Origin of the sequence: Mycobacterium shimoidei (assembly GCF_900417275.1) — a bacterium.
GTDB classification, from domain to species: domain Bacteria; phylum Actinomycetota; class Actinomycetes; order Mycobacteriales; family Mycobacteriaceae; genus Mycobacterium; species Mycobacterium shimoidei.
In genome coordinates this window covers 2,465,767-2,491,471 of the sequence record NZ_UEGW01000001.1, presented here as the reverse complement: position 1 = coordinate 2,491,471, position 25,705 = coordinate 2,465,767, and the positions used below count along the sequence as shown (strand labels likewise).

General features: G+C 65.8%; 27 protein-coding genes. 12 read left to right on the top strand and 15 right to left on the bottom strand.

Features of this window, described 5'->3' with window-relative positions:
* The first annotated feature begins 23 nt into the window (after positions 1-23).
* The gene (locus MSP7336_RS12240) at positions 24-854 is read left to right on the top strand and encodes an SDR family NAD(P)-dependent oxidoreductase (RefSeq protein WP_113963791.1); all 831 of its coding nucleotides are present in this window, start codon (positions 24-26) and stop codon (positions 852-854) included.
* 10 nt (positions 855-864) lie between these two features.
* Here the strand turns inward: MSP7336_RS12240 and MSP7336_RS12235 are convergent, their stop codons facing one another.
* From MSP7336_RS12235 to MSP7336_RS12225, 3 genes are read right to left on the bottom strand one after another with little or no spacing between them, the layout of a single operon-like run.
* Positions 865-1,713, bottom strand: coding sequence for a glycine betaine ABC transporter substrate-binding protein (locus MSP7336_RS12235; RefSeq protein WP_069395478.1), 849 nt, complete (start codon positions 1,711-1,713; stop codon positions 865-867).
* Positions 1,710-2,876 (bottom strand): NAD(P)-dependent malic enzyme, encoded by a 1,167-nt coding sequence (locus MSP7336_RS12230; protein WP_069395479.1) that lies wholly within the window; start codon positions 2,874-2,876, stop codon positions 1,710-1,712. Before MSP7336_RS12230 ends, MSP7336_RS12235 begins: the two co-directional genes overlap by 4 nt.
* Before the next feature lie 20 nt (positions 2,877-2,896).
* Positions 2,897-3,880, bottom strand: coding sequence for a malate dehydrogenase (locus MSP7336_RS12225; protein ID WP_069395480.1), 984 nt, complete (start codon positions 3,878-3,880; stop codon positions 2,897-2,899).
* 155 nt (positions 3,881-4,035) lie between these two features.
* Between MSP7336_RS12225 and corA the strand changes: the two genes are divergently transcribed.
* Positions 4,036-5,139: a magnesium/cobalt transporter CorA gene (gene corA / locus MSP7336_RS12220; protein ID WP_084226393.1), complete on the top strand. Its 1,104-nt coding sequence runs from the start codon at positions 4,036-4,038 to the stop codon at positions 5,137-5,139.
* Between the two features lie 20 nt (positions 5,140-5,159).
* Here the strand turns inward: corA and MSP7336_RS12215 are convergent, their stop codons facing one another.
* The 6 genes from MSP7336_RS12215 to MSP7336_RS12190 form a co-directional block, all read right to left on the bottom strand.
* Positions 5,160-5,750: a suppressor of fused domain protein gene (locus MSP7336_RS12215; protein ID WP_113963790.1), complete on the bottom strand. Its 591-nt coding sequence runs from the start codon at positions 5,748-5,750 to the stop codon at positions 5,160-5,162.
* Complete coding sequence (locus MSP7336_RS12210) at positions 5,747-6,928, bottom strand: ABC transporter ATP-binding protein (RefSeq protein WP_113963789.1); 1,182 nt, start codon at positions 6,926-6,928, stop codon at positions 5,747-5,749. Before MSP7336_RS12210 ends, MSP7336_RS12215 begins: the two co-directional genes overlap by 4 nt.
* Before the next feature lie 4 nt (positions 6,929-6,932).
* The gene (locus MSP7336_RS12205) at positions 6,933-7,757 is read right to left on the bottom strand and encodes a carbohydrate ABC transporter permease (protein ID WP_113964884.1); all 825 of its coding nucleotides are present in this window, start codon (positions 7,755-7,757) and stop codon (positions 6,933-6,935) included.
* A gap of 4 nt (positions 7,758-7,761) precedes the next feature.
* Complete coding sequence (locus MSP7336_RS12200) at positions 7,762-8,649, bottom strand: carbohydrate ABC transporter permease (RefSeq protein WP_244917451.1); 888 nt, start codon at positions 8,647-8,649, stop codon at positions 7,762-7,764.
* Positions 8,646-10,055 carry an extracellular solute-binding protein gene (locus MSP7336_RS12195; protein ID WP_113963788.1) on the bottom strand — a complete coding sequence of 470 codons (1,410 nt, stop codon included), beginning with the start codon at positions 10,053-10,055 and terminating at the stop codon, positions 8,646-8,648. The genes MSP7336_RS12200 and MSP7336_RS12195 overlap by 4 nt, the downstream gene beginning before the upstream one ends.
* A 91-nt stretch (positions 10,056-10,146) precedes the next feature.
* Positions 10,147-10,674, bottom strand: coding sequence for a general stress protein (locus MSP7336_RS12190; RefSeq protein WP_069395485.1), 528 nt, complete (start codon positions 10,672-10,674; stop codon positions 10,147-10,149).
* A 132-nt stretch (positions 10,675-10,806) separates the two neighbouring features.
* Between MSP7336_RS12190 and MSP7336_RS12185 the strand changes: the two genes are divergently transcribed.
* Together MSP7336_RS12185 and MSP7336_RS23820 are read left to right on the top strand one after the other, a co-directional pair.
* Positions 10,807-11,349 (top strand): DUF4190 domain-containing protein, encoded by a 543-nt coding sequence (locus MSP7336_RS12185; protein WP_069395486.1) that lies wholly within the window; start codon positions 10,807-10,809, stop codon positions 11,347-11,349.
* Positions 11,350-11,354: 5 nt separating this feature from the next.
* Positions 11,355-11,876 (top strand): DUF4190 domain-containing protein, encoded by a 522-nt coding sequence (locus tag MSP7336_RS23820; RefSeq protein WP_113963787.1) that lies wholly within the window; start codon positions 11,355-11,357, stop codon positions 11,874-11,876.
* Here MSP7336_RS23820 and MSP7336_RS12175 read toward each other — a convergent pair.
* Positions 11,873-12,847 (bottom strand): HpcH/HpaI aldolase/citrate lyase family protein, encoded by a 975-nt coding sequence (locus MSP7336_RS12175; RefSeq protein ID WP_113964883.1) that lies wholly within the window; start codon positions 12,845-12,847, stop codon positions 11,873-11,875. The two genes, MSP7336_RS23820 and MSP7336_RS12175, sit on opposite strands and share 4 nt — an antisense overlap.
* Before the next feature lie 24 nt (positions 12,848-12,871).
* Here MSP7336_RS12175 and MSP7336_RS12170 point away from each other — a divergent pair, with 24 nt between their 5' ends.
* The 3 genes from MSP7336_RS12170 (at position 12,872) to MSP7336_RS12160 (ending at position 16,173) form a co-directional block, all read left to right on the top strand.
* Positions 12,872-14,167: a magnesium transporter MgtE N-terminal domain-containing protein gene (locus tag MSP7336_RS12170; protein ID WP_069395489.1), complete on the top strand. Its 1,296-nt coding sequence runs from the start codon at positions 12,872-12,874 to the stop codon at positions 14,165-14,167.
* Positions 14,164-14,697: a DUF1003 domain-containing protein gene (locus tag MSP7336_RS12165; RefSeq protein WP_113963786.1), complete on the top strand. Its 534-nt coding sequence runs from the start codon at positions 14,164-14,166 to the stop codon at positions 14,695-14,697. Before MSP7336_RS12170 ends, MSP7336_RS12165 begins: the two co-directional genes overlap by 4 nt.
* Positions 14,698-14,835: 138 nt before the next feature.
* A complete protein-coding gene (locus tag MSP7336_RS12160; RefSeq protein ID WP_425325745.1) occupies positions 14,836-16,173 on the top strand; it encodes a lytic transglycosylase domain-containing protein in 1,338 nt (445 codons plus the stop codon).
* A gap of 111 nt (positions 16,174-16,284) precedes the next feature.
* Here MSP7336_RS12160 and tatB read toward each other — a convergent pair whose 3' ends face one another.
* From tatB to sigE, 4 genes are all read right to left on the bottom strand, one after another.
* Entirely contained in the window at positions 16,285-16,677 is a 393-nt protein-coding gene (tatB, locus tag MSP7336_RS12155) for a Sec-independent protein translocase protein TatB (RefSeq protein WP_069395493.1), read from the bottom strand.
* Positions 16,678-18,177 (bottom strand): serine protease HtrA, encoded by a 1,500-nt coding sequence (gene htrA / locus MSP7336_RS12150; RefSeq protein ID WP_069395494.1) that lies wholly within the window; start codon positions 18,175-18,177, stop codon positions 16,678-16,680.
* Positions 18,178-18,257: 80 nt separating this feature from the next.
* On the bottom strand, positions 18,258-18,647 hold the full coding sequence (rseA, locus tag MSP7336_RS12145) for an anti-sigma E factor RseA (RefSeq protein WP_069395495.1): 390 nt from the start codon (positions 18,645-18,647) through the stop codon (positions 18,258-18,260).
* A 103-nt stretch (positions 18,648-18,750) separates the two neighbouring features.
* Positions 18,751-19,524 carry an RNA polymerase sigma factor SigE gene (sigE, locus tag MSP7336_RS12140; protein ID WP_113963785.1) on the bottom strand — a complete coding sequence of 258 codons (774 nt, stop codon included), beginning with the start codon at positions 19,522-19,524 and terminating at the stop codon, positions 18,751-18,753.
* A gap of 196 nt (positions 19,525-19,720) precedes the next feature.
* On the opposite strand from sigE, the gene MSP7336_RS12135 reads away from it, so the two are divergent.
* From MSP7336_RS12135 to MSP7336_RS12115, 5 genes are all read left to right on the top strand, one after another.
* Complete coding sequence (locus MSP7336_RS12135; RefSeq protein WP_069395497.1) at positions 19,721-20,389, top strand: O-methyltransferase; 669 nt, start codon at positions 19,721-19,723, stop codon at positions 20,387-20,389.
* A gap of 70 nt (positions 20,390-20,459) precedes the next feature.
* A complete protein-coding gene (locus MSP7336_RS12130; RefSeq protein WP_113963784.1) occupies positions 20,460-21,098 on the top strand; it encodes a TetR/AcrR family transcriptional regulator in 639 nt (212 codons plus the stop codon).
* Positions 21,088-22,029: an ABC transporter ATP-binding protein gene (locus tag MSP7336_RS12125; protein WP_113963783.1), complete on the top strand. Its 942-nt coding sequence runs from the start codon at positions 21,088-21,090 to the stop codon at positions 22,027-22,029. The genes MSP7336_RS12130 and MSP7336_RS12125 overlap by 11 nt, the downstream gene beginning before the upstream one ends.
* Positions 22,026-23,663 carry an ABC transporter permease gene (locus tag MSP7336_RS12120; protein ID WP_181786712.1) on the top strand — a complete coding sequence of 546 codons (1,638 nt, stop codon included), beginning with the start codon at positions 22,026-22,028 and terminating at the stop codon, positions 23,661-23,663. The genes MSP7336_RS12125 and MSP7336_RS12120 overlap by 4 nt, the downstream gene beginning before the upstream one ends.
* Positions 23,664-23,674: 11 nt before the next feature.
* Positions 23,675-24,349, top strand: coding sequence for a methyltransferase family protein (locus tag MSP7336_RS12115; RefSeq protein ID WP_113963782.1), 675 nt, complete (start codon positions 23,675-23,677; stop codon positions 24,347-24,349).
* An 82-nt stretch (positions 24,350-24,431) separates the two neighbouring features.
* Here MSP7336_RS12115 and glgC read toward each other — a convergent pair whose 3' ends face one another.
* Positions 24,432-25,646, bottom strand: a complete 1,215-nt coding sequence (glgC, locus tag MSP7336_RS12110) for a glucose-1-phosphate adenylyltransferase (protein ID WP_069395502.1) — start codon at positions 25,644-25,646, stop codon at positions 24,432-24,434.
* Positions 25,647-25,705 lie beyond the last annotated feature (59 nt).

Sequence of the window (25,705 nt, the reverse complement as noted above, 5' to 3'; positions counted from 1 at the left end):
GACCCGACTGATAAGGAGTGTCCATGGAGGGCTTTGCCTGGAAGGTGGCCGTGGTCACCGGGGCTGGATCCGGGATCGGCCGTGCGCTGGCCATCGAGCTGGCCCGCTCAGGCGCCAAACTGGCGATCAGCGACGTCGACATTGACGGGCTGGCACAAACCGAGGAGCGGGTGAAGACCATCGGTGCACCGGTCAAGGCCGACCGCCTCGATGTCACCGAACGCGAGGCCTTCCTGGCCTACGCCGACGAGGTCGCCGAACATTTCGGCAAGGTCAACCAGATCTACAACAACGCCGGTATCGCGTTCAACGGCGACATCGAGATCAGCCAATTCAAGGACATCGAGCGGGTCATGGACGTCGACTTCTGGGGTGTGGTCAACGGCACCAAGGCGTTTCTGCCGCACCTGATCGCCTCGAGCGACGGGCACGTCATCAACGTCTCCAGCGTGTTCGGGCTGTTCTCGGTACCTGGTCAGGCGGCCTACAACTCGGCCAAATTCGCTGTCCGCGGCTTCACCGAGGCGTTGCGACAGGAAATGGTGCGCGCTGGTCACCCGGTGAAGGTGACCACGGTGCATCCGGGCGGCATCAAGACCGCGATCGCGCGCAACATGGAGGCCCCGGACGGGGTCGACATCTCCCATTTGAGCCGGACCTTCGACAAGCGACTGGCCAACACCTCACCGCAAAAGGCCGCCCGGATCATTTTGGACGGGGTGCGCCAGAACAAGGCTCGGGTGCTGGTCGGCCTGGACGCCAAAATCTTGGACGTGATGGTCCGGCTGACGGGCTCCCGCTATCAAGAGCTGATCGGGCCGGCGATGCGCCGACTGCTCCCCGGCCCGCGCTGATCCCGTACCCCTATCGTCCGAGCGGGTGCTCGCCGAGCCAGGCATCGGCGACCGCCTGCGGATCGGCACCTTTTGCGACCTGGCGACGCAGGTCGACCAGCGCGGCGGTGTCCAGTACCCCGGCCACCTCGTTGATCGCCAGCAGTTGCCGATCGGTCAACACATTGCGCCGATAAAGCGGCACCACGTTTTCGGCCTGCACCAGCGCCGGTTTGCCGTCGGCAAGCATCACCACATCGTCCGGCACATCCGGTGCGGCGGTGCTGGTCCACGCCGCGGTGACCTGCCCGGCCCGCAGCGCAGCGAACATTGCTGTGGCGGTGGGAAATTCACGTGGCGCGGGCAATTGGCACCGGCTGATCTTCCCGGGTGTCGGGGTTGCGACGATCGACGCCACGATCAGGCCGGCGCAATGCCGGGGCAGCGCGCTCAGGTCGTTGCCGCCCCACGCTTTGGCCGTCGCCGCGGTGACAACCAAGGCGGGCTTGTCCTCCGCGGCGGTCGTGTAGTCCCCAGCGGCGACGCCCTCGGGCAACACGCCCACCATGGCGCGGTAGACCTGCTCGTCGGAGCGCACCTTCGCGCCCGGGTCAAAGGTCCGCAACACCTGGCCGGTGAAGCCCGGGACGACGGTGAAGTCGCCGGCATCCAGCCTGCTCAGCGGGTCAGGCGCGGACTCGTTGCGCGCGGGGAACCCGTACGAACGCAGCGCCGCGACGTAGATGTCGGCCAGCAGCACCGATTGACTGTCGGGGCGCGAGCCGACTACCAGTTCGGCCGGGCGGTGCTCGGAAGCACCGCAGCCGGACAGCGCCAGCGTCGCGGCCAGCACCAGCAGAACAATCCTGCCGGCAGTCACTCCGCGGCAGCGGTGGCTGCCACCGCGGCGGCGACCGCCGGCCCGACCCGCGGGTCCAGCGGGCTGGGGACAATCCGGTCCGGCGCCAGGTCGTCGGCGACGACGGATACGATCGCCTCTGCCGCGGCCACCTTCATCGCTTCGGTGATCTTGCGGGCACCGGCGTCCAGCGCGCCAAGGAACACCCCGGGGAAGGCCAGCACATTGTTGATCTGGTTGGGGAAATCGCTTCGGCCGGTGGCGACGATCGCGGCGTGCCGGGCGGCCTGCTCGGGATGGATTTCCGGATCGGGATTCGACAGCGCGAACACGATGCTGTGCGGCGCCATCGTGGCGATCAGCTCTTCGGGCACGATGCCCGCCGACACACCCAAGAACACGTCGGCGCCTTTGAGCGCCTCGACCATGCCGCCGGTCAGCCCGTCGGGGTTGGTGCACTGCGCCAAGTCGGCTTTGACGGTGGTCAAATCGTCGCGCCCCGGATGCAGGATGCCGCGCGAGTCCAGCAACGTGATGTGCGAAATCCCCACCGACATCAGGATTTTCGCGCATGCCAGGCCAGCCGCGCCGACGCCGGAGATCACCACGCGCAGCGCGGTCATGTCGCGGCCGAGTACCTTCGTCGCGCCGATCAGCGCCGCCAGCACCACGATCGCGGTGCCGTGCTGGTCGTCGTGCATCACCGGGCAGTCCAGCGCATCGATCAGCCGGCGTTCGATCTCGAAGCACCGCGGCGCGGAAATGTCCTCGAGGTTGACCGCACCGAATGTCGGCCGCAGCCGCACCAGAGTGTCGACGATCTCGTCGGGGTCCTTGGTGTCCAACACGATCGGGATGGCGTCCAAGCCGGCGAACGCCTTGAACAGCGCGCATTTGCCTTCCATCACGGGCAGCGCGGCCGCTGCCCCGATGTCACCGAGACCAAGCACCGCGCTGCCATCGCTGACCACCGCCACCAGCCGGTTCGCCCAGGTGTAGCGGGCGGCCAGGGTGTGGTCGGCGGCGATCGCGCGGCTGACCTGTGCCACGCCGGGTGTGTAGGCAATCGACAGCGCGCGCTGGGTGTCCAGCGGAGTCCTTGACTCCACTCGAAGCTTGCCGGCTACATGCGCCTCGAAGATCTCTTCGTCTTCGAGCTCGATGTGCGCGTTTGTTTCGGACACGACTCGAGGGTACTGCCGGCTCAGATCAGGCCCAGCTCGGTAACGGCCTTGCGCTCGTCGGCAAGCTCGGCCGTCGACTTATCAATCCGGCTGCGGGAGAACTCGTTGATCTCGAGTCCTTGAACGATGCTCCAGTTCCCGTTCTCGGTGGTCACCGGGAACGACGAGATCAGACCTTCCGGCACACCGTAGGAGCCGTCGGAGACCACGGCCATCGACACCCAGTCGTCCTTGGGGCTTCCCAGCAGCCAGTCGCGGGCGGCGTCAATGGTCGCCGAGGCCGCCGAGGCCGCCGACGAGGCACCGCGCGCCTCGATGATGGCCGCGCCACGCTTGGCCACGGTCGGGATGAACTCGTTTTCGATCCACGCCTGGTCGCCGACCACCTCGGCGGCGTTCTTGCCTTTGATTTCGGCGTGGAAGATGTCCGGGTACTGGGTGGCCGAGTGGTTGCCCCAGATCGTCATCTTCTTGATGTCGGTGACGGCCGCACCCGTCTTTTTGGCCAGCTGCGAGATCGCCCGGTTGTGGTCGAGGCGCGTCAGCGCCGAAAACCGCTCGCGTGGAATGTCGGGCGCGTTGCTCATCGCGATCAGCGCGTTGGTGTTCGCCGGGTTGCCGGTCACCCCGATGCGGATGTCGTCGGCGGCCACCGAATTCAGGGCCTTGCCCTGTTCGGTGAAGATGGCGCCGTTGGCCTCCAGCAGGTCGCTGCGCTCCATCCCCGGCCCGCGCGGTCGCGCGCCCACCAGCAGCGCCAGGTTGGCGCCGTCGAAGATTTTGTTGGGATCCGCTCCGATCTCGACTCCGGCCAGGGTCGCGAAGGCGCAGTCGTCGAGCTCCATCACCACGCCCTCGAGCGCCTTCAACGCCGGCTCGATCTCGAGCAGGCGCAACTCAATCGGGCGGTCGGCGCCCAGCAGCGAGCCACTCGCCAGGCGGAACAACAAGCTGTAGCCGATCTGGCCGGCGGCGCCGGTGACAGCGACCTTGAGGGTGCTCACGTCGGGTCTCCTTGCTTAGTACGTCGGGACGAAACTAGCGCACCACGGCAGGCCGGAAATCTACCGGTCCCCCGAGCGGCTCACGGACAGGCCACGGCATGGCGCGTAGCATTGCCGAGGCTTGAGGCGATCTTTGCTGCGAACGGAGGTGACCGATGCCGTCGTTTCGTGCGTTGTCGCCGTCGCTGCGACCAGGTGTGCGACCCAAAAGCCCTGACGCCCTCACCCCGCCTGCGCAAACATCGGTCGAGCAGGTCATGGTCGATTGCGGCGTTTACGTCGACGGGGTGCGATTGCCCGGCGTCTACACGCACGCCGAGGCGCTTGCCAAGGTCCGCGACGTTGAACAAACCGGCCAGAGCGCGTTTGTCTGGATCGGGCTGCACGAGCCCGACGACCGCCAGATGCACGAAGTTGCCGAAGTGTTCGGGCTGCACCCGTTGTCTGCCGAGGACGCGGTGCATGCGCATCAAAGACCGAAGCTGGAGCGCTACGACGAAACGTTGTTCCTGGTTCTCAAGACTGTCAACTACGTTCCGCACGACTCGGTAGTGCTGGCCCGCGAGATCGTCGAGACCGGCGAGATCATGATCTTCGTCGGCCGAAACTTCGTGATCACAGTTCGGCACGGCGAACACGGTGGACTCTCCGAGGTTCGTAAACGCATGGACGCCGATCCCGAGCACATGCGGCTTGGCCCCTACGCGGTGCTGCACGCGATCGCCGACCGGGTGGTCGACCACTACCTCGCGGTCACCAGCCTGATGGAGACCGACATCGACGCCATCGAAGAAGCGGCTTTCGCACCGCGCCAACAAACCGACGTCGAACCGATCTACCAGATCAAGCGCGAAGTGGTCGAGCTGCGCCGCTGCGTCAACCCGCTGTCGGTCCCGTTCCAGCGGATGCAGACGCAACACAAGGACCTGATTTCCAAAGAGGTTCGGCGCTATCTGCGCGACGTCGCCGATCACCAGACGTACGCCGCGGATCAGATCGCCGGCTACGACGAAATGCTCAGCTCGCTCGTACAGGCCGCGCTGGCCCGGGTGGGCATGCAACAAAACACCGACATGCGCAAGATGTCGGCCTGGGCCGGCATCATCGCCGTGCCGACCATGATCGCCGGGATCTACGGCATGAACTTCGAATGGATGCCCATCCTGCACAAGGCGTGGGGCTATCCGGTGGTGCTCGTGGTCATGATGATCATCTGCATGGTGCTCTACCGCACATTCCGGCGCAATCAATGGCTATGACGGCGAGTACACGCGAGACATCAACGAGGCTGGGCTGCAGGTCGATCCGGATCCACAACGTCGACCCCGTCGCTTAGCCATGCCTGGCGCATAGCGTCGGCGCCTTTCAGCCGCACCCACGCCGCCTCGGTCGCGGTGATGGGCGTCGCGGACAGGAATTGCACCGGCTCGCACGGCGGTTCCAGCGACAGCTCGGCGATGTCACTGCGGCCCAACAACACGGCGGTGAACGGCGCCCGCCCCGAGGGCCAGGTCCACAGCGGCGCGCCGAGGTCGATCAAAGCATCCGGGACCAGCACCACACCCTCGACCGCCGGTGTTGCCGCCACGATGGCCAGGCTGCGCACCAGCCCGCTCACTGAACCCGGATCACGCAGGCGCATAACAACTTCCGCGCGTGGGCCGCGGTGCGGGTCGGCGACGACGGCCGTCGGGTCCACCATCGGATGCCGTGAACAACCCAGCGACGCGTAGTGCACCACCCCGTCGGCGCCGGCTGGAAAGCGCAGCACCTCGATGGGCTCGGTTCCCAGGAACGTCACGCTGGCGACATCGGGCTCAGCTCCGTCGAAGTGAGCACTCAAATGGCGGCGTACCCTGGCGAGCGTCACTCGGCGTCAGGTGGTGGTGGCACAGTCAGGTTGACACCGGAATCGGCGTCGAACACGGCGAGCTTTAAAGTGTCGAAAGCCAATTGGAGCGACTGTCCCTTGGCGGCTTTCGACTGGGCGGGCACCCGGGCGATGAACTCGTGAGTGTCTCCAGCCGACTCCTCTTCGGCCTCCGCTAGCTGTTCGGAATGCACGACAGCATTCTCGGTGGTGAAATACACGTACTTGTCGGCACCCAGCGACTCGACCATATCGACTTTCACCTCGAAGAGCAGGGCACTGAGTCGCTGATAGGCGTCGATGAGCGCGGCATCCTGCAGATGCTCCGGACGTATTCCCACGATGACGTTTTCGGGTGTCGGGTGCGCCGCGATGACGTCGTAAACCGGCTGCGTCAGCGTCACCTCGCCGAACGGCAGGATCAGCCCGGTCGGGGTCAGGGAGGCGGGGAAGAAATTCATCGCCGGCGAGCCGATGAAGCTGGCCACGAACAAGTTCGCCGGCCGTTCGTAGAGTTCGTCGGGAGTGCCGATCTGCTGGGCCACCCCGCCGCGCATCACCACCACCCGGTCGCCGAGTGTCATGGCCTCGGTCTGGTCGTGGGTCACGTACACGGTGGTGGTACCCAACCGCCGCTGTAGGCGCGCGATTTCACCGCGCATCGCAACCCGCAACTTGGCGTCCAGGTTCGACAGCGGCTCGTCCATCAGGAATGCCTTGGGATGGCGCACGATGGCCCGTCCCATCGCGACCCGCTGCCGTTGACCGCCTGACAACTGCGCAGGCTTGCGATCCAGAAGATCGGTCAGATCAAGGATTCTGGCGGTCTCTTCCACCTTCTCGGCGATCTCTGCCTTTTTCATCTTCGCCAGAGTCAGCGGGAACGCGATATTCTGCCGGACTGTCATGTGCGGGTAAAGCGCGTAGGACTGGAACACCATCGCGATATCGCGGTCCTTGGGTGCTTTCTCGTTGACCCGCTCACCGTCAATGCGCAACTCACCCGACGAGATATCCTCAAGTCCGGCAATCATATTCAATGTCGTGCTTTTCCCGCAGCCGGAGGGCCCGACCAGAATTACGAACTCGCCGTCGGCGATGGTGATGCTCAGGTCCTTCACGGCCGTCGTGCCGTCGGAGTAACTCTTGGTCACGTGATCCAACACAATCTCGGCCATCGAGCTATCCCTTCACCGCACCAGAGGTCAAGCCGGCAACAATCCGTCGTTGGAAGATTAGAACAAAAACGATGATCGGGACGGTGATCACCATCGCGCCGGCCGCGATGGATCCAGTTGGTTCCTCGAATTGCGTGTTTCCGGTGAAATTGGCGATCGCCACCGGAGCGGTGATGGCCGCTTTGGTTGCGGTCAACGACAGCGCCAGCAGCAAGTCGTTCCAGGCGAAGATGAAGACCAGAATCGCCGCGGTCACGATTCCGGGTGCCGCCAGCGGGACTATCACCTTGCGGAAGGCCTGGCCCGGTGTGGCACCGTCGATCTTGGCGGCCTTCTCGAGATCCCATGGGATTTCCCGGAAGAATGCCGACAACGTGTAGATAGCCAGTGGCAGCGCGAACGTGATGTACGGGATGATCAGCCCCGCCCAGGTGTCGAACAACCCGAGGGTGCGCTCGATATTGAAAATCGGTGTGACCAATGAGATTTGCGGAAACATCGCGATCAGTAACGCGGCACCGACCAGCAGGGTTTTGCCCGGAAAGTCCAGCCGTGCCACCGCATAGGCCGCCATCGCTCCGATGACCACTGCGATCACGGTGGTGATCAAACCGATGCCGATCGAGTTGATCAGTGCCGAGCTGAAGAAGTTGCCGCGGAAAATTCCGCGATAGTTGTCGAAGGTCACCGATGACGGAATCAGCTTGCCGTCCTTGACCGTTGAGGTCGGTTTGAGCGACAGCGACAAAATCCACAGCACCGGAATCAGCGCATAAACCAGCACCAGTGCGTCGATGACCACCCAGCCGGCGGCGCGCCTGGTGTCGATCCGGTCAACCACGACCGTCACCACCGGGCGCCGCGGCGCCGAAAACCTTGATGAAAATCAACGCGATCAGGGCCACGCACAGGAATATCAACACTGAAATCGCCGACCCCAGACCCACATTGAAGCCCTTGAACAAGTTGTCGTAGCCCAGTATCGACACCGAGCCGGTGTGGTTTGAGCCCCCGGTGAGGATATAGATGTTGTCGAAGATCCGGAACGCATCCAGGGTGCGGAACAGCAAGGCCACCACGATCGCCGGTTTCATCAACGGCAGGATGACTTTGAACAGTCGCCGCCAGGCGCCGGCGCCGTCGACCTGGGCGGCCTTCAGCAGATCGTCGGGCACCAACGCCAGCCCGGCCAGCAGCAGCAGCGCCATGAACGGCGTCGTCTTCCAGACCTCTGCCAAGATGATGATCGCCAGCGACGGGATCTGCGCGGTCAACGGCGCGGCACCTTGGGGCAGCAAGTTCGCCAGATACCCGGTGCCCGGCGTCCACGCGTAATACCAGCTGTACGAGGCGGCGACGGTGACGATGCCGTAGGGGATCAAGACCGCGGTGCGCACGACACCTTTGCCCACCAGCGTCCGGTGCATCACCAGCGCGGCCGCAAGGCCCAGCGCAAACTCGATCGCCACCGAAATGGCCGTGATGGCCAGCGTCACCGCCAGCGTCGTCCACCACAACCGGTCGGTCAAGATGGTCTGGTAATTGGCCAGCCCCACAAAGGCGGTGTTCTCCGGCGTGGCAAAGCTGTAACGCTGCAGGCTCAGCCAGGCGGCATACCCGATCGGGTAGGCGGTGACCGCCAGCATCAGCATCGCCGCAGGACCGACCAGAAAAAACGCCAGACGCCGCTCCGAACGGCTCTCGGGAGCCGCCGCGGTCACGGGATCAGCCCTTTCCCATCGATGGCCTTTTGCACCTGCTCGGTCAGCGCGTCAGCCGTCGTCTCCGGGTCGATCTTCGTGATGGGAGCCAACGTCGCCGAGATCCTGGTCGAGACCGCTTGGTACAGCGGTGTCTCCGGGCGCACCGCAGCATTGGTGAGTTGCTGACGAATGACGTCGTACATCGGATAGGCGGCCTGGAACTGCGGGTCGGAGTACAGCGATGCCCGCGCCGCGGGCAGACCACCTTCGATCGAGATGTACTTCTGATTCGGCAGGCTGCGCAGGCAGCGCACCGCCTCGAAGGCCTCGGCCCGATGGCGGGTCGTCTTGGCCACCGCCAAATTCAACCCCCCGATCGTCACCTGGGCCGGCCGGCCGGCTTGCACAGCGGGATAACCGGCGAATCTGAACACCCGCTGGCTCGCGTCGTAGGCCGTGCGGAACTGCTGAACAGTCGGCGCGAAGTTGCCCGCGCTGTCGATGCTGCCCGCCAGCTCTGGCCGCCTGTCGAGTGGTAGAAACGCCACCCCGCCTTTGACCGCGTTCTCCAGCATGGAAGGCAGCACAAACGGCCAGTTGACTTCCAGCGCGGCCTTGCCTTGCTCGAGCGCCAACCGGGCGGTGCCTTCGTCGGTCTGGGTGATGGACGGGTCGGCGCCGGGCGCAGTGGCCACCGCCTTGAGGATTTGCAGTGCCTTGATTGTCGCGGCCCGGTGCGCAGGCGTGTCGGTCAGCGTGACGGAGGTGCCGTCGTCGGAAAGCACACGGCCGCCGGCGCTGGCCAGCAACGTGTTGAACCACACCACGAGCCCCTCGTACTGCTTGGCTTGCACGCCGATCCAACTGGGTTTACCCGCGGCATGCAGCCGGCTTGCCTCAGCCACCACGGCGTCCCAGGTGGTCGGTGGCTTGTCTATCAAATCCGCTCGGTACCAAAGTAATTGAGTATTGGTAGTGATCGGTGCGGCGTACAGCTTGTGGAGACGACGGGCGGTCGCCAGCGGGCCGGGCAGCGTGTCGGCGGTGGCGTCGGCCTCCGCGCGACCGGCAGGATCGTCCGACAGCGGCAGCACCCAGCCCGCGTCGGCGAACTCCGCGGTCCACACCACGTCGATGGCCATCACGTCCAGCGTGCGGTCGTTGCCGGTGAGTCGACGAGCCAGTTGTAGCCGCTGGTCGTCAGCCGAGCGGGGCAAGCTGTACTGCCGGATAGTGAACCGCCCGCCGACCTGCTCGTTGCATCGCTGAGCAAGTGCGGTGAACGTCGCTGCTTCGTTGGCCGGTGTGTAGAGGCTGACCACCACGCCGTTGTCGGCGGTCCCGCATGAGGACAGTGCAACGGTGGTCAGCGTTGCCAACACGGCTGCGCCCAACCGCCATACGCGGCTGCGACTCGCCACCACACCGCCTCTCTTCTCTTCATGCGGTTGTCCCGCGCCAGAACGGTAGAGGCCCGCGCGCGTGATACGCAACACGCCGCGGTTTGGCCGCCCGTCAGATCGCCAGGCGGGCCAGCAGGTCGCGGGCCTTCTCGGCATTCTGCGGGTCACACAGTACGTCGTAACGCCCGGCCACCAGCTGCATGGTCGAGCTGAAATCGCGTGTTCCGCGTGCCATCGCATACGGGACGGCCGAAGTGATCAGGCCGAAGAACACCCCGGCGATAAAGCCGGTGCCCAGTGCGGCCCACGGGTTCGGGCTGAAAAAGCCCAGCACCAATCCGATGAACAGGCCCAGCCAGGCGCCGGAGATCACCCCGCCTCCCAGAACTTTCGGCCAGGTCAGCCGACCGGTTACTCGTTCGACTTGCATGAGGTCGACGCCGACGATCGTCACTTGCTGGACCGGGAAATCTTGATCGGAGAGGTAGTCGACCGCTCGCTGCGCCTCGGCATAGGTGGGGTACGAGCCCACCGGCCAGCCCTTCGGGGGCGTCGGCAATCCGGGCGCTCCGCGGCGCCCCGCGGCTGGGCTGGCGGGAGTGGCGCCGGGAACTTGTCCGGGCTGGAAGGGGCTGGTCATGGTCCTATTCTCCTCTGCGGAGTACCAACTGGCGACACGCCGCGCTGGGTCGACGGCGCTGTGTGCCGCCAGTAATTGTGATGGTCCGCATCCGGCACACATCGCCTAGTTTGAAAGGTCTAGTTTGAAAGCATGACAGTTCCTGGCGGCGACCCCGACGAGAAAGCGCAAGACCGCCCAGACCAGCCCTCCCAACCCCAGCAGCCCCAGCAAAACACGGGCAACTTCCCGCCGCCGTCAGCCGGCTATCCGCCTCCGGCCTACCCGCCGCCCTCCTATCCACCGCCGGGTGGACCGCCCCCCGGCTACGCGCCTGGAAGCTACGGCGGGTCGCCATACCCGCCTCCGCCTGCCGACTACCGCGCGTCTGCCGGCGGTTACGGGGCTCCGCCGCAGCCCGGCGGCTACCCCGATTACACAGGCGGCTATGGCCAACCACCCACAACCAACGCGCTGGCGATCGCCTCGTTGGTTGCCTCGCTGATTGGTTGGGTCTTCTGTCTGTCCGGTGTCGTCGGCATCGTGCTCGGCGCCATTGCACTCAACCAGATCAAGCAGACTCGGCAACAGGGATACGGCCTGGCCGTCGCCGGTATCGCGATCGGCGTCGTGGTCCTCGTCGTCTACCTGATCGCCGCCATCACGTTGGGCCCGCGCACGTTCGGCGTGCGCTAGCGACCATGGCCGGCCCCGACCAGCCGTTTCATAATCCCGGCGGCGAACAATACCCACGATGGGATAACCCACCCGCACCGGTCGATCCCCCGGCGCCCCTGGATTACCCGGACTATCCACCACCACAACCGCCGTACGGATACCCGGCGGGCCCCTACCCCGGATCGGGCGGATATCCGGCATATCCCGGCTACGGAGGCCATGGAGGCTACGGGGGCTATGGGGGCTATGGATACGCCGATCCCTACAACCCGTACCGACCCCCGCCTGCCGGCACCAACAGCATGGCGATCGCGTCGCTGATGACCTCGATCATGGGATTTCCGCTGGTGTTTCTGTGTTATATCGGCGTCGCGGGGTGGATCGCCGGAATCGTGTTCGGCATCGTTGCGCTCAACCAGATCAGCGAGACGTCCCAACCCGGACGCGGTCTGGCCATCGCCGGCATCAGTATCGGCGCGGTCGCGCTGGTGCTGTCGGTGATGGCCTGGATCATCTTTGTCCTGATCATCCGCACAGCCACCTAGCCACCCGTTGGCGGCTCGAAGCGCTTCGACTGCCGCTGCATGCCGGCGGCGCGGCCTTTGGCCGCGATGACCAACGCCATCTTTCGGCTGGCCTCGTCGATCATCTCGTCACCGAGCATGACCGCCCCGCGCGCACCGCCTGCCCTCGAGGTATGCCATTCGTAGGCTTCCAAGATCAGCTCGGCGTGATCGTATTCATCCTGGCGGGGGCTGAAAATTTCGTTGCCGGCCGCGATCTGATCCGGATGCAGCACCCATTTGCCGTCGTAGCCCAGCGCCGCGGACCGGCCCGCCACCCGCCGGAATCCCTCGATATCGCGCACCTTCAGGTACGGACCGTCGACGGCGGCGACACCGTGAGCGCGCGCGGCCACCAGAATCGTCATCAACGCGTGGTGGTAGGCGTCGCCGACGTCGTAGCCCTCGGGCTGCTCACCGACAACCAACGTGCGGGTGTTGAGGCTGGCCATCAGGTCGGCGGGGCCCAGCACCAGCGCCTGCACCCGCGGTGCGGCGGCGATTGCGTCGGCGTTCAGCAGCCCGCGGGCATCCTCGATCTGTGCATCGATGCCGATGCCACCCACTTCCAATCCGTGGATTGTCTCCAACTGGGTGAGCAGCAGGTCGAGCGCGGTGACGTGTGAGGCGTCGGAAACCTTCGGCAGCACAACAACATCCAGCGTCGCCTCGGGCGCAGCACCGACAGCTGCCACCACTTCGATGATGTCTGCGTGCGTCCACGGTGTGGTCCAGCCGTTGACCCGGACGCCGCGCAACTGCCCACCCCAGCCGGGCTCGGTGAGCGCTGCAGCCACCCGGGTGCGCGCCGTCGCTTTGGCGTCGGGTGCGACCGCATCCTCGAGGTCGAGGAAGACTTCGTCTGCCGGCAGCGCCTTGGCCTTTTCGATCATCTTCTGGCTGCTGCCGGGGACCGACAGGCACGTTCGCCGGGGTCGATAAGCGTTATTCACCATTTCACTCCTACAGTTTGAATCATGACGTCGATCAACCGGGTGTACGCAGCACGGCTTGCGCGCATGCTGGTGCTGGGCCCGTTGGGCGAGTCAGTCGGCCGGGTACGCGATGTCGTCATCAGCATCAGCATTGTTCGTCGACAACCACGGGTACTCGGTCTTGTCGTCGAATTGCCTTCTCGCCGAAGGATTTTCCTGCCCATGGGTCGGGTCGCCGCAATTGAGCCGAATGCGGTGACGCTGAACACCACCAGCGTGTCGCTGCACCGGTTCGAGCAGCGGCCCGGCGAAGTGCTGGTGCTGGGACAGGTTCTGGACACCAAAGTCCGGGTCGACGATCCCGAGCTGCCGCAGCTGGCCGATACCGACGTCGTGGTCACCGACCTCGGCATCGAACAGACCCGCACCCGCGACTGGGTGGTGACCCGCGTCGCCGTTCGCAACTCCCGCCGACTGGGTCGGCGCGCAAACGTCTACGTCGTGGACTGGGACAACGTGGTGGGTCTGACGCCATCGGCACTGGCAATGCCGGGACAGGGTGTGGCGCAGCTGCTGCACCAGTTCGAGGAGTGGCGGCCGATCGAGGTCGCCGACGCCCTGCGCGAGCTGCCACCGAAACGGCGCTACGAGGTGATCAAGGCGCTGGATGACGAGCGGCTGGCCGACATCTTGCAGGAGCTGCCCGAACAGGATCAGGCCGATGTGATAGCTCAGCTGGGCAACGAACGCGCGGCCTTCGTGCTCGAAAAGATGGATCCCGACGACGCCGCGGATCTGCTCGGGGTGATGAATCCCTCCGAGGCCGAGGTATTGCTGCGCCGGATGGACCCCGGAGAGTCCGATCCGGTGCGACGACTGCTGACGCACTCCCCCAACAGCGCGGGCGGCTTGATGACGTCTGACCCGGTGGTGCTGACCCCTGACACGTCGGTCGCCGAAGCGCTGGCCCGGGTCCGTGACTCTGACGTCCCCACGCCACTGTCGTCACTGGTGTTCGTGGTGCGCCCGCCCACCGCGACACCGACCGGGCAGTACCTGGGTTGTGTGCCGTTGCAGCGGTTGCTGCGCGAGCCACCGGCCACACTGGTCGGCGGAATCCTGGACACCGACCTGCCCTCGCTGGCGCCGGAAACCTCGTTGCCGGCACTGACCCGGTACTTTGCTGCTTACGACCTAGTCTGCGGGCCGGTTGTAGACGACCAGCAGCACCTGCTGGGTGCGGTGACCGTGGACGACGTGCTCGACCATTTGCTGCCGGATGACTGGCGGGAGCGCGCCGAAGAACCGGTGCTGGACGCGGCCGGTGGGTCATCGTGATCAGGCCGTCGGGGCGCCAGCGCCTGTACACCCCGCGCACCTCACGCACGCGCGCGCCGCGCGTCGACCCGGAGACCCTCGGGGCGGTAACCGAATCCGTCGCCCGGTTCTTCGGCACCGGCCGCTATCTGCTGCTGCAGACCATCGTGGTGGCGGCCTGGATCGTTTTGAATGTCTTCGCCGTGAGCCTGCGCTGGGATCCTTACCCGTTCATCCTGCTCAACCTGGCTTTTTCCACCCAGGCCGCCTATGCGGCGCCGCTCATCTTGTTGGCTCAAAACCGCCAGGAGAACCGCGACCGGGTTGCCCTGGACGAGGACCGTCGCCGCGCCGAACAGACCAAGGCAGACACCGAGTACCTGGCCCGCGAATTGGCGGCGCTGCGCCTGGCGCTCGGCGACGTCGCCAAGCTACGCGACTACCTACGCCACGAATTGGAACCTCTGCGTAGCCTCCTGGAGCAGCAGGCCCACCCGACCGCGGCAAGCACAGGCCACGGCGAGGACGCCCGCTCCACGAAGTCCGGGTAGCCGCAGCAAAAATGCGCTCGTAACATACTCCGCGATTGTGGACACGCCGCCACAACTGTTATGTATGGTGACTAAGTTCACGAGGCCCAAAGTGGTTTCACAAGTGCCTAATAGGGCTCGGAGACTGAGGACGGTCGGGTGCGCTTTCGGGGACGTTCAAGTGAGCGCACGGCGCTCGCTGGGAGCGCCCGCTTGCGAGAGTCGATACGCCGACGGATAGCCCACATAAGCGATACCCCGGTATTCGTTGTAGCCGCCATCATCTCGCTGGTATTCGCCGGCGCCGTCAGCGCCGCAGCTCCACCCTTGGCCACACCAAAACCGACCGTGCACGAAAACGGCATCGCTCGGGTTGCTGCCGTCGCGCCCGTTTCTCGCGATCCATCGGGCCCTTTGGTCATTTCGCTCGCACATCCGCCCAAGGCTTTGCATATCGCAGCGGGCAACTTGGCGGCGCCGCCACCGACTATGGTGGTGAGTGCCCCTGGCGCACTGCGTATTCCGACGAAGGCGCTGGCGGCGTACCGCAATGCCGAGCAGATAATGGCGGTGACCGCTCCGACGTGTGGGATCAGCTGGAACCTGCTGGCCGGCATCGGGCGCATCGAGTCGATGCACGCTAACGGCGGGGCGACCGACGCCCACGGCACCGCCATTCAACCGATCTTCGGCCCCGCGCTGGACGGCTCGCTGCCCGGCAACGAGGTGATCGTCCAAAGCAACACCGACGGACGGGTCACCTACGCCCGGGCGATGGGACCCATGCAATTCCTGCCCGGCACGTGGGCGCATTACGCCTCCGACGGCGACGGCGACGGTGTCGCCGATCCGCAGAACCTCTACGACTCCACGCTGGCGGCCGCCCGGTATCTGTGCAGCGGCGGGTTGAACCTGCGCGACCAACAGCAGGTGCTGGCGGCGATCCTGCGCTACAACAACTCGATGCCGTATGCCCAGAACGTGCTGGGCTGGGCGGCGGCGTACGCCACCGGCGTGGTGCCGGTCGACTTGCCGCCGCTGACCGGGCCCGCGCCACCGCTGGCCGACATGCGCCTGGAGCATCTGGAAAAGCCCGAGGGCCTCGGCCCGGACCTGCCGCTCAACATCCACGGCCTGCCATCCACCGACCCGCTGGCGCGAACGCCGCTGATCGACTTCGGGCCACCCGGGGCGTCCCCACAGCAACCGATGTGGCCGTGGCTGCAGCAGCAGACCGCTCCGCGCGCGTCGAACTGCACGGTGATCTGCATCGGGCCGCAGGACAGCATGCAGCCGCAGCCCGGACAACCGCCGTGGCTCGCGGCGTTGCCGCCCCCGGCACCACCGCCGTGGCTGGCGCCCCCGCCACCACNGCCTCCGGCGACTCCGGCGTGCCGATCGTGCTCAGCGCTCCCGACTCGGCGGTGGGCAAAGAGCTGCGCAATGTCGCCGACGCGTTGTCGTCACGGCGCCGTGGCCTGGCCGGCAGGTCTTTGAACCTGAACACCGTGCGCCACTAGCTCCCCAGCGAGATTGCCGTCAGGGTCGTGATTTTTCGAAAATCACGACCCTGCACGCAATCTCACAGCAATCTCACGTAGCGACCGCTCAGGTCGCGTCGGCGTCGAACGGCGCAGGGCCATCGGTGGGCAGCTGCGGCATTGCCGACGACGGGGTGGCGGGCTGTGAAACCGACTGCTGCGGCTGGTCGAACATGCCGGTAAACAGCGAATCGTCACCATCGAGGAGATGCTTGGTGAGCGCCGCACGCGGCGTCATACCCCGCAGTTTCTGCAACTCGCTCAGCGGCTCGCGCAGATCGTCGAATTCGGGCCCGATGTCCTCGCGCAGTTGAGCCGTCGTCGTGCGGAGGTAGTCGCGCGCCTGACGCAACGCGTTGGCGCTCCAGCGGATCGCGCCCGGGAGCCGCTCGGGACCCAGAACCACCAACCCGACTACCACGAGGACGAGCATCTCGCCCCAACCGACGTTGGCGAACACTTAACTGGTATCCGGCCCGGGTTTCACCGTCAGCGTGACGTGCCGCCCGTCGCGCACCACCTCGATCGGGGCGTCCTGCCCGATCGTCAACTGCCGTACCGCGACGACCATCTCGTCGGCATCGGCCACCGGCCGGTTGCCGACCTTGACGATCACGTCGTTCTCCAAAATGCCGCCCTGCTCTGCGGGACCACCGGCCTTGACGTTGGCCACCTGTGCCCCGGAGGCGATCGCGTTGCTCACCGATCGGGTGCTCAACCCCAATGTCGGATGGACGATCTTGCCGTCCCTGATCAACGTCTGGGCGACCTCTTTCGCCTCGTTGACCGGGATCGCGAACCCGAGTCCACTTGCGCTGTCCGACAACGACTTTCCGGCGGTGTTGATCCCGATCACCTGGGCGTCCATGTCGATCAACGGGCCGCCGGAGTTGCCGTGGTTGATCGAAGCGTCGGTCTGCACAGCATCGATGACGGTGTCGGTGTCCGAGCCTTCACCCGACAACGGGATGGGGCGGTGCAGCGCGCTGATGATGCCGTGCGTCACGGTGCTGCGCAGTCCCAGCGGCGCTCCGGCGGCCAGCACCTCGTCGCCGACGCGGACCTTGTCGGAGTCACCGAGTCGCGCCACCGACAAATTGTCGACGTTGTCGACTTTGAGGACAGCCAGGTCGGTCTTGGGGTCGCGGCCCACCAGGTTGGCCGGCACTTCCTTGCCGTCGTTGAACACGACGCTGGTCTTGTACTGGCTCGGATTGTTGGCCGCCTCGGAGATGACGTGGTTGTTGGTGACGATGTAGCCGCGGCCGTCGATCACCACACCCGAGCCCTGCATGCCCTCCTGGTCACTGACCGACTCGACGGTCACCACGGAGTCGGCGACCGCGGCGGCCACCTTCGCGAACCGGCCCGCGGGCGACTCCGCATTGCCGTGGGTGGACAAAGTGACCTTCGAGGTCGTGAACGCCTCGGCGACCTCGGCGGTCTTGCGGCCGACCCAGCCGCCGGCGAAACCGATCAGCAGCGCGATCACGCCGAGGATGGCCAACGCCCGGTAGGACACCTTGCCGCCGAACAACACCTCGCGAACGCCGAGCTTGCCGCGCAGCCCAGCCGCACCGCGTGGAGCCGGTGCCGCCAGCGCCGGGGTCCCCAGCGCGGCGCCCGCGCCCGGGTCGCGCCATGGGTCGTCAGGCTCCTCGAGCCCGTTGCCCCGGTCCCCGTCCAACGCCCCGGCATCGGTGGGGTGGCGCTGCAGCGATTCGACGCCGGGGAACGGCCGACCGAAGGCCTCGGCAAGCACCGGGTCGGCCGGCTCGTCGTGCGGCCGGAACTCGCTCTGGTCGCGGTACTTCTGCGGGCGGACGGCGTCGGCGACAAACGAGCCCTGCACACCGTCGGGACGGCTGAAGGTCTTTTGCGACGCGGCGTCAACCGGCGGCCGGTAAACGGGCCGCGGAGCTAACCGGTGTGCGCCGTACTTGTCTTGGTCGGAGGTCACGTCATCCTCTTTCGGGCGCGTGCAGAACGCGCGCTTTCGCCCCGGCGTGGATCACCGGCGTGGCCAACCTATTATCCACCCTACCGGCGCTTACGCCGGTCAGGCGTGGTGCCGTCGGCGAACGGCTCAGCGAGCGGGCCGTCGTCGGGTGGAGCGTGCGGAATCTGGGACAGCTGCCCGAGCAACGTGCTCGGGATGCGGATCGGGCTGGAGTCGCGCAATGCGGCACGAGCGCGGCGCTGATCCTCCACTTCGGCGGCACAGTCCGGGCACAGCGAAATGTGATGAGCCGCCCGCAAATGCGCGTTCATCCGCAGCTCACCGTCAACAAATGCGGCGACGGCCTCGATGGACAGGTGCTCGGTAGAGCCGAACTGACGGGGCGCACCGACGGGCGCGTCGCTCTGCGAGGCGAACTGAGAGGGGAGCCAAGAGAACGCGCGGCGGAACACATGTCCCCGGTCGACCATCACCTGCTCCTCTCGGCACCGGCCAGTATGCGCGCACTACCTCGAATGTAGCGCGCCGCCCGGCGCGCGACACCACTGAACAGCCCAGAAGGCGGAGTGTCGCTCAGGCGGTGGCGCCGTCGCGGGACCGCCCGGCGTGCTCAGGATGCTTGGCCAGATAGTCGCGCAGCGCCTGCCGGCCACGGTGGATGCGGCTGCGCACGGTGCCCAACTTGACGCCCAACGTCGCACCGATCTCCTCGTAGGACAACCCCTCGATGTCACACAACACCACCGCGGCGCGGAACTCGGGAGCCAACGAATCCAGCGCGGCCTGCAGGTCAGGCGTCAGCCGCGCATCGTGATAGATCTGCTCAGGGTCGGGCCCGGAGGCGGGCACCCGGTCGTAGTCGTCGGGTAGCGCCTCCATCCGAACGCGCCCCCGTCGGCGGACCATGTCGAGAAACAGGTTGGTGGTGATGCGGTGCAGCCAGCCCTCGAAGGTCCCCGGCTGGTAGTTCTGCACCGATCGGAAAACCCGGATGAACGTCTCCTGGGTCAGGTCCTCGGCGTCTTGCTGGTTGCCGGCAAGGCGATAGGCCAACCGGTAAACCCGGTCGGCGTGTTGACGCACCAGTTCATCCCACGACGGCATGGCCGCTCTGTCGCCCGTCGCGTCGAAGACCGCCGTACCGTACGGCTCCTCAGACGACTCCACCCAGCCGGCATCACGGTACCGGTCTGGGTGCGACATGCTGGCTGGGCTCATCGAGGTGGTGATGGTGAGATCCTCCGGATTCGTCGGGCCGTCAACACTGGGCAATACGTCATCGCGGGCAACGCGAAGGTTCCAAGCGGTATTCCCGCCGGACCGTTCTCCGCGTCCTCCGCGTTCCATGGCGCTACCTTCGCTTACCGGCGTGTGGGAGGTATGTGACGCGGGTGAACGTTCACTGAGAAATCCCGCCGCCGCCCGTTTGCGCTGGGCGTTCGGCTGGCGCTGTGACACAGACGACTTCGCTGGGCGGGCGTGTCGATCGAATGATGGGCGCGCCTGCCCGCGCGCCGCTGGAGTTGGTTCTACGCTGCGGGGCATGGCGAGCACCGACGAGACCCCGGGTCAACCGGCCCAAACCAGTCGGGCCGCCGCGATCTGTGCCCACGCCGAAGGATCGATCTCCGAGGACGCGATCTTGGCGAAGGCCCGCGAGCGCGCCGTCGATATCGGGGCCAGTGCGATCACTCCGGCGGTCGGTGCGCTGCTGAGTCTGCTGGCCAAGCTCAGCGGCGGCAAAGCTGTCGTCGAGGTGGGCACCGGCGCCGGGGTGAGCAGTTTGTGGTTGCTGTCGGGCATGAGCGACGACGGAGTCTTGACCACCATCGACATCGAGCCCGAGCATCAGCGCATCGCCAAGCAGTCGTTCAGCGACGCCGGCGTCGGGCCGTCTCGCACCCGGCTGATCAGCGGCCGCGCGCAGGAGGTGCTGACCCGGCTCGCCGACGAGTCCTACGACTTGGTGTTCATCGACGCCGACCCGATCGACCAGCCCGACTATGTCGTCGAGGGGATACGCCTGCTGCGCTCGGGTGGGGTCGTCGTCGTACATCGGGCGGCGTTGGGCGGACGCGCCGGCGATCCCGATGCCCGCGACGCCGAGGTGACCGCCGTGCGCGAGGCGGCTCGCCTGATCGCCGAGGACGAACGCCTCACCCCGGCATTGGTGCCGCTGGGCGATGGCCTGCTCGCCGCGGTTCGCGACTGATCGACTTTTTACGGGTTCCTGACGGGCCTCCCCTTGACCGCCGACTGAACGCGCGTTTAATGTACTGAACATGCGTTCAGCCGATTTGACCGCTGCCGCCCGCATCCGCGATGCGGCGATCAGGCAGTTCGGCCAGCACGGCTTCAACGCCGGCCTGCGCACGATCGCCGAGGCCGCCGGGGTGAGCGCCGCGTTGGTCATCCACCACTTCGGGTCCAAAGAAGGTCTGCGCAAGGCCTGCGACGACTACGTCGCCGAAGAAATCCGCACCGGCAAGTCCGAGGCGATGCGCTCCAGCGATCCGGCAACCTGGTTCGCGGCGATGGCCGAGATCGAGGAATACGCGCCGTTGATCGCATACCTCGTGCGCACCATGCAGTCCGGCGGGGAACTGGCAAATACCTTATGGCGCAGGATGATCAGCAATGCTGAGGTATATCTGGCCGAAGGTGTGCAGAACGGCATCCTCAAGCCCAGCCGAGATCCGAAGGCTCGGGCGAAGTATCTGGCGATCACTGGGGGCGGCGGCTTTCTGCTGTATCTGCAAATGCATGAAACCCCAACGGATTTACGGGCAGTATTGCGCGACTACGCGAACGACATGATATTGCCCTCCCTCGAGCTCTACACCGAAGGCCTGATGGCGGACCGCACCATGTACGAAGCCTTCCTGGCCAAAGCTGAACAAGGAGAAGCCGATGCCAGTTAACAGCTATCAGGTACCCATCGAAATTCGCCGTCTGAAAAAGAACTTCGGTGTCGTTCGGGCGTTGGACGGCCTGGACATGACGGTCCACGAAGGCGAGGTGCACGGATTCCTAGGCCCCAACGGGGCCGGGAAATCCACAACGATCCGGATCCTGCTCGGGGTGATGAAGGCAGACGGCGGGAGTGTCCGGTTGCTCGGTGGCGATCCATGGGCCAACGCCGTCGAGCTGCATCGCCAAATCGCTTATGTGCCAGGCGATGTCACCCTATGGCCGTCGCTCACCGGCGGTGAGATCATCGATCTGCTGGCGCGCATGCGCGGAGGCATCGACCAACAACGTCGCGCGGAGTTGATCGAGCGCTTCGAACTTGATCCGCACAAGAAGGCCCGCACCTACTCCAAGGGGAACCGCCAAAAGGTCTCGCTGATATCGGCCTTCTCGTCCAGAGCGCGGCTACTACTTCTCGACGAGCCCAGCAGCGGCCTGGATCCATTGATGGAGAACGTGTTTCAACAATGTGTCCGCGAGGCCCGCGACCGCGGTGTCACCATCCTGCTGTCCAGCCACATCCTGGCCGAGACGGAAGCGCTGTGCGAACGGGTAACCATCATCCGCGCCGGGCGAACCGTGGAGAGCGGTTCGCTGGAGTCCATGCGCCATCTCAGCCGCACCTCGATCAAAGCCGAGATGATCGGTGACCCCGGCGATCTCACCCGGATCAGCGGTGTGGACGATGTCAGCATCGACGGCAACACGTTGCATGCCCAAGTCGACAGCCAAAGCCTCGGCGAACTCATCCGAGTACTCGGCGACGCTGGTGTTCGCAGCCTGGTGAGCCAGCCGCCCTCCCTGGAAGAACTCTTCCTGCGCCACTACGGCGTCGACCCTGACGGCCGGCAGGAACGCAGCGGACAGCGGGTGGGGATATGAGCACCACATTGCAGCACCGTCCGGCTCATCTAGCGCCGCAGCGTAGTTCGAGCTTTTCGGGCACCCTGGGCCTGCTGAGGCTGTATCTGCGCCGCGATCGACTCGTGCTGCCGCTGTGGATGCTACTGCTCTCGGTGCCGTTGGCCAGCGTATACGTCGGCAGCGTCGCCAAGATCTACCCCGATCAGGCCGGCCGCGCCGCATTCGCCGCGTCGATCATGGCGAGCCCGGCTCACCGTGCCCTCTTTGGTCAGGTCTACAACGACACCCTCGGTGCCGTCGGCATCTGGAAAGCGGGGATGTTCCATCTGCTGATCGCCATAGCGGTCATCCTCACCGTGATCCGTCATACCCGCGGGGATGAGGAGACCGGCCGCGCCGAGCTCATCAACTCGACCATGGTGGGCCGCTACGCCAGTTTGACCGCCGCCTTGCTCATGTCGTTCGGTGCGTCGATCGGCACCGGCGCGCTCGGCGCCGCGGGATTGCTCACCACCGATGTCGCGCCGGGCGGATCGCTGGCCTTCGGCGCAGCGCTGGCCGCCTCCGGATTGGTCTTCACTGCGGTCGCGGCAGTCACAGCGCAGCTGTCCCCAAGCGCCCGGTTCACGCGCGGGGCGGCGTTTTCCGTGCTGGCGGTGGCTTTCACGTTGCGCGCCGTAGGTGACGCCGGCTCTGGCGAGCTGTCCTGGCTGTCGCCGCTGGGCTGGTCGCTGCAGGTGCGCCCGTACGCCGTAGACCGCTGGTGGGTGCTGGTGCTACATGTGGCCACGATCGTGGTGCTCACGGCGCTGGCCTACCGGCTGCTGGCCCGTCGGGATTTGGGTGCCGGCCTGATCGCCGAACGTCCGGGGCCGGCGACCGCGGGCGCCACACTGCGGGGCGCGTTCGGGCTCGCCTGGCGGCTGGACCGCGGCGCGTTGGTGTTGTGGACGCTCGGATTGTGCCTGTACGGCCTGCTGATCGGCAGCGTCGTGCACGGCATCGGCGACGAGCTGGGCGACAGCGGTGTCGCGCGCGAAATCGTCACGCGGATGGGCGGGACCAGCGCGCTCGAACAAGCCTTCATCACGGTGGCCTTCGGCATGGTGTCCATGGTGGCGGCCGCGTTCAGCATCTCGCTGTCGCTGCGCCCGCATCAAGAAGAGACCAGTCAGCGGGTGGAAACGGTGCTGGCCGGCGAGGTCAGCCGGTTTCGTTGGCTAGCAAGCCATTTGGTGATTGCGCTGGCAGGATCGGGAGCCGCGCTGCTGCTGGCCGGGCTGGTGGCCGGACTCGTCTACGGCGCCGCCGCCGACGACATCGGCGGCAAGTTGTCGATCGTCGTCGGTACCGCGGCGGCACACCTGCCCGCGGTATGGTTGCTGGCCGCCGTGACGGTCGCATTGTTCGGACTGCTGCCACGCTTCACCCCGGTGGCGTGGGGCGTGTTGGTGGGATTCGTCGCGCTGTATCTGCTGGGGTCGCTGTCCGGTGCTCCGCAGTGGCTGCTGAACGCCGAACCGTTCACGCATGTTCCGCGGGTCGGCGCCGGCGATTTCACCGCCGTTCCGCTGCTGTGGCTTCTACTGGTTGATGCGACACTGATTGTGCTGGGAATAGCCGCCTTTCGACGTCGTGACATACGAAGCTAAGGAGGCTTTTCATGAAAATGCTTGGCAAATTTGCATTCTCAAGCATCTGCGGCGCCACCGTGTTCGCCCTGTTGCTCTTCTTGCCGGCCGGCACATGGCGTTACTGGCAGGGGTGGGTGTTCTTGGCCGTGTTCGCGCTGTGCACCTCGATTCCCAGCGTCTACCTACTGCGCACCAACCCCGCGGCGCTCGAGCGGCGGATGCATGCCGGGCCGTTCTCGGAGACCAGGATGGCGCAGAAGGTCATCATCTCCGTCGCGGCGTTTTCGCTGTTGGGGATGATTGTGCTCAGCGCGCTCGACTACCGCTTCAACTGGTCGTCGGTGCCCGCTGCGGTGTCGCTGGCCGGTGACGTGCTGGTGGCAATCGGGCTGAGCGTTGCCATGTTGGTGGTCGTGCAGAACGCCTACGCGGCCGCGAACGTCACCATCGAGGCGGGGCAGAAGCTGGCCTCGACCGGTCTATACGGTCTGGTGCGCCACCCGATGTACGCCGGAGACGTGATCATGATGGTGGGTATCCCGCTCGCCCTCGGCTCATACTGGGCGCTTTTGTTGGTGATCCCCGGGCTGGTCGCGCTTGCTCTGCGCATCCGCGACGAAGAACAGCTGCTCACCCAGGAGCTCAGCGGATACGACGACTACCGGAGGCAGGTGCCCTACCGGCTGGTGCCGTACGTGTGGTGAAGCCCCGGCGAGCGGGCGCAAAATGACGTACACCGACGGCGTGTCGTGTGCAAACACGCCCGCTCGCGACGGGAGAAGAGCGTCAGATCCAGACGCCCTTACCGACGGCGACCACCCCGCCCGCGCTGATCGCAAAGCGTTCGCGGTCCTTGTCCAGATCCACCCCGACCATTTCGCCGGGCCCCACCACCACGTTCTTGTCCAGGATCGCGTGCCGCACCACTGCGCCGCGGCCGACCCGAGTGCCCGGCATGATCACGCTGCCCTCCACGATCGCGCCGTCGTCGACGACGACGTTGGATGAGAGCACCGAATTGCGCACCGAGGCGGCCGAGATGATGCTGCCGGCGCCCACCACCGACTCCTGGGCGGAGCCGCCGTTGACGAACTTGGCCGGGGCCAGATTTTCTGTCGCTCCCCTGATCGGCCAGCGCCGGTTGTACAGGTTGAACACCGGGTGCACCGACACCAGATCCATGTGCGCGTCGTAGAACGCGTCCAGGGTTCCCACGTCGCGCCAGTAGGCCCGATCGCGGTCGGTGGCGCCGGGGACCTCGTTGTCGGAGAAGTCGTACACCGCGGCCATTCCGTCCTCGACCAGCCGGGGGATGATGTCACCGCCCATATCGTGGTCGGAGTGGTCGTCTTCGGCGTCGGCGCGGATCGCGTCGACCAGCACCTTGGTGGTGAAGATGTAGTTGCCCATCGAGACGAAGGCGTGCTCCGGGTCGCCGGGGATTCCCGGCGGGTTGGAGGGCTTCTCGAGGAAACCGCGGATGCGACCGGAATCGTCGGCGTCGATGCAACCGAACGCCGTCGCTTCCGCACGCGGCACCCGGATGCCGGCCACCGTCGCGCCGGCCCCGCTGTTGATGTGGTAGTGGACCATCTGTTCGGGATCCATGCGGTACACGTGGTCGGCACCGAAAACGACGATGTAGTCCGGATCCTCGTCGAAGATCAGGTTGAGCGATTGGTAGATCGCGTCGGCGGAGCCGGTGTACCAGCGTGGGCCGAGCCGCTGCTGCGCCGGCACCGGGGTGATGTACTCCCCGGCCAAGCCGGAGAGCCGCCAGTTCTGCGAAATGTGGCGGTCCAGCGAGTGCGACTTGTACTGGGTGAGAACACAGATCCTCAGGTAGCGGGCGTTGACGAGGTTGGACAGCACGAAGTCGATCAGCCGATACGCGCCGCCGAAGGGAACCGCAGGCTTGGCCCGGTCTGCGGTCAGTGGATACAACCGCTTGCCTTCCCCACCGGCCAGGACGATGCCCAGCACGTGTGGTGCTTCCCTCATGGGTTCAAACCTATCGGCCGCTGCGCAGCACTGCCAGGTCAATTGCACGATTGGTCGAC

Coding starts and splice junctions, on each gene's coding strand:
- MSP7336_RS12240 (WP_113963791.1), top strand. CDS start 24: ATGGAGGGCTTTGCCTGGAAGGTGGCCGTGGTCACCGGGGCTGGATCC.
- corA (WP_084226393.1), top strand. CDS start 4,036: ATGCCGTCGTTTCGTGCGTTGTCGCCGTCGCTGCGACCAGGTGTGCGA.
- MSP7336_RS12210 (WP_113963789.1), bottom strand. CDS start 6,928: ATGGCCGAGATTGTGTTGGATCACGTGACCAAGAGTTACTCCGACGGC.
- MSP7336_RS12190 (WP_069395485.1), bottom strand. CDS start 10,674: ATGACCAGCCCCTTCCAGCCCGGACAAGTTCCCGGCGCCACTCCCGCC.
- MSP7336_RS12185 (WP_069395486.1), top strand. CDS start 10,807: ATGACAGTTCCTGGCGGCGACCCCGACGAGAAAGCGCAAGACCGCCCA.
- MSP7336_RS23820 (WP_113963787.1), top strand. CDS start 11,355: ATGGCCGGCCCCGACCAGCCGTTTCATAATCCCGGCGGCGAACAATAC.
- MSP7336_RS12170 (WP_069395489.1), top strand. CDS start 12,872: ATGACGTCGATCAACCGGGTGTACGCAGCACGGCTTGCGCGCATGCTG.
- rseA (WP_069395495.1), bottom strand. CDS start 18,647: ATGGTCGACCGGGGACATGTGTTCCGCCGCGCGTTCTCTTGGCTCCCC.
- sigE (WP_113963785.1), bottom strand. CDS start 19,524: ATGGAACGCGGAGGACGCGGAGAACGGTCCGGCGGGAATACCGCTTGG.
- MSP7336_RS12135 (WP_069395497.1), top strand. CDS start 19,721: ATGGCGAGCACCGACGAGACCCCGGGTCAACCGGCCCAAACCAGTCGG.
- MSP7336_RS12130 (WP_113963784.1), top strand. CDS start 20,460: ATGCGTTCAGCCGATTTGACCGCTGCCGCCCGCATCCGCGATGCGGCG.
- MSP7336_RS12125 (WP_113963783.1), top strand. CDS start 21,088: ATGCCAGTTAACAGCTATCAGGTACCCATCGAAATTCGCCGTCTGAAA.
- MSP7336_RS12120 (WP_181786712.1), top strand. CDS start 22,026: ATGAGCACCACATTGCAGCACCGTCCGGCTCATCTAGCGCCGCAGCGT.
- MSP7336_RS12115 (WP_113963782.1), top strand. CDS start 23,675: ATGAAAATGCTTGGCAAATTTGCATTCTCAAGCATCTGCGGCGCCACC.
- glgC (WP_069395502.1), bottom strand. CDS start 25,646: ATGAGGGAAGCACCACACGTGCTGGGCATCGTCCTGGCCGGTGGGGAA.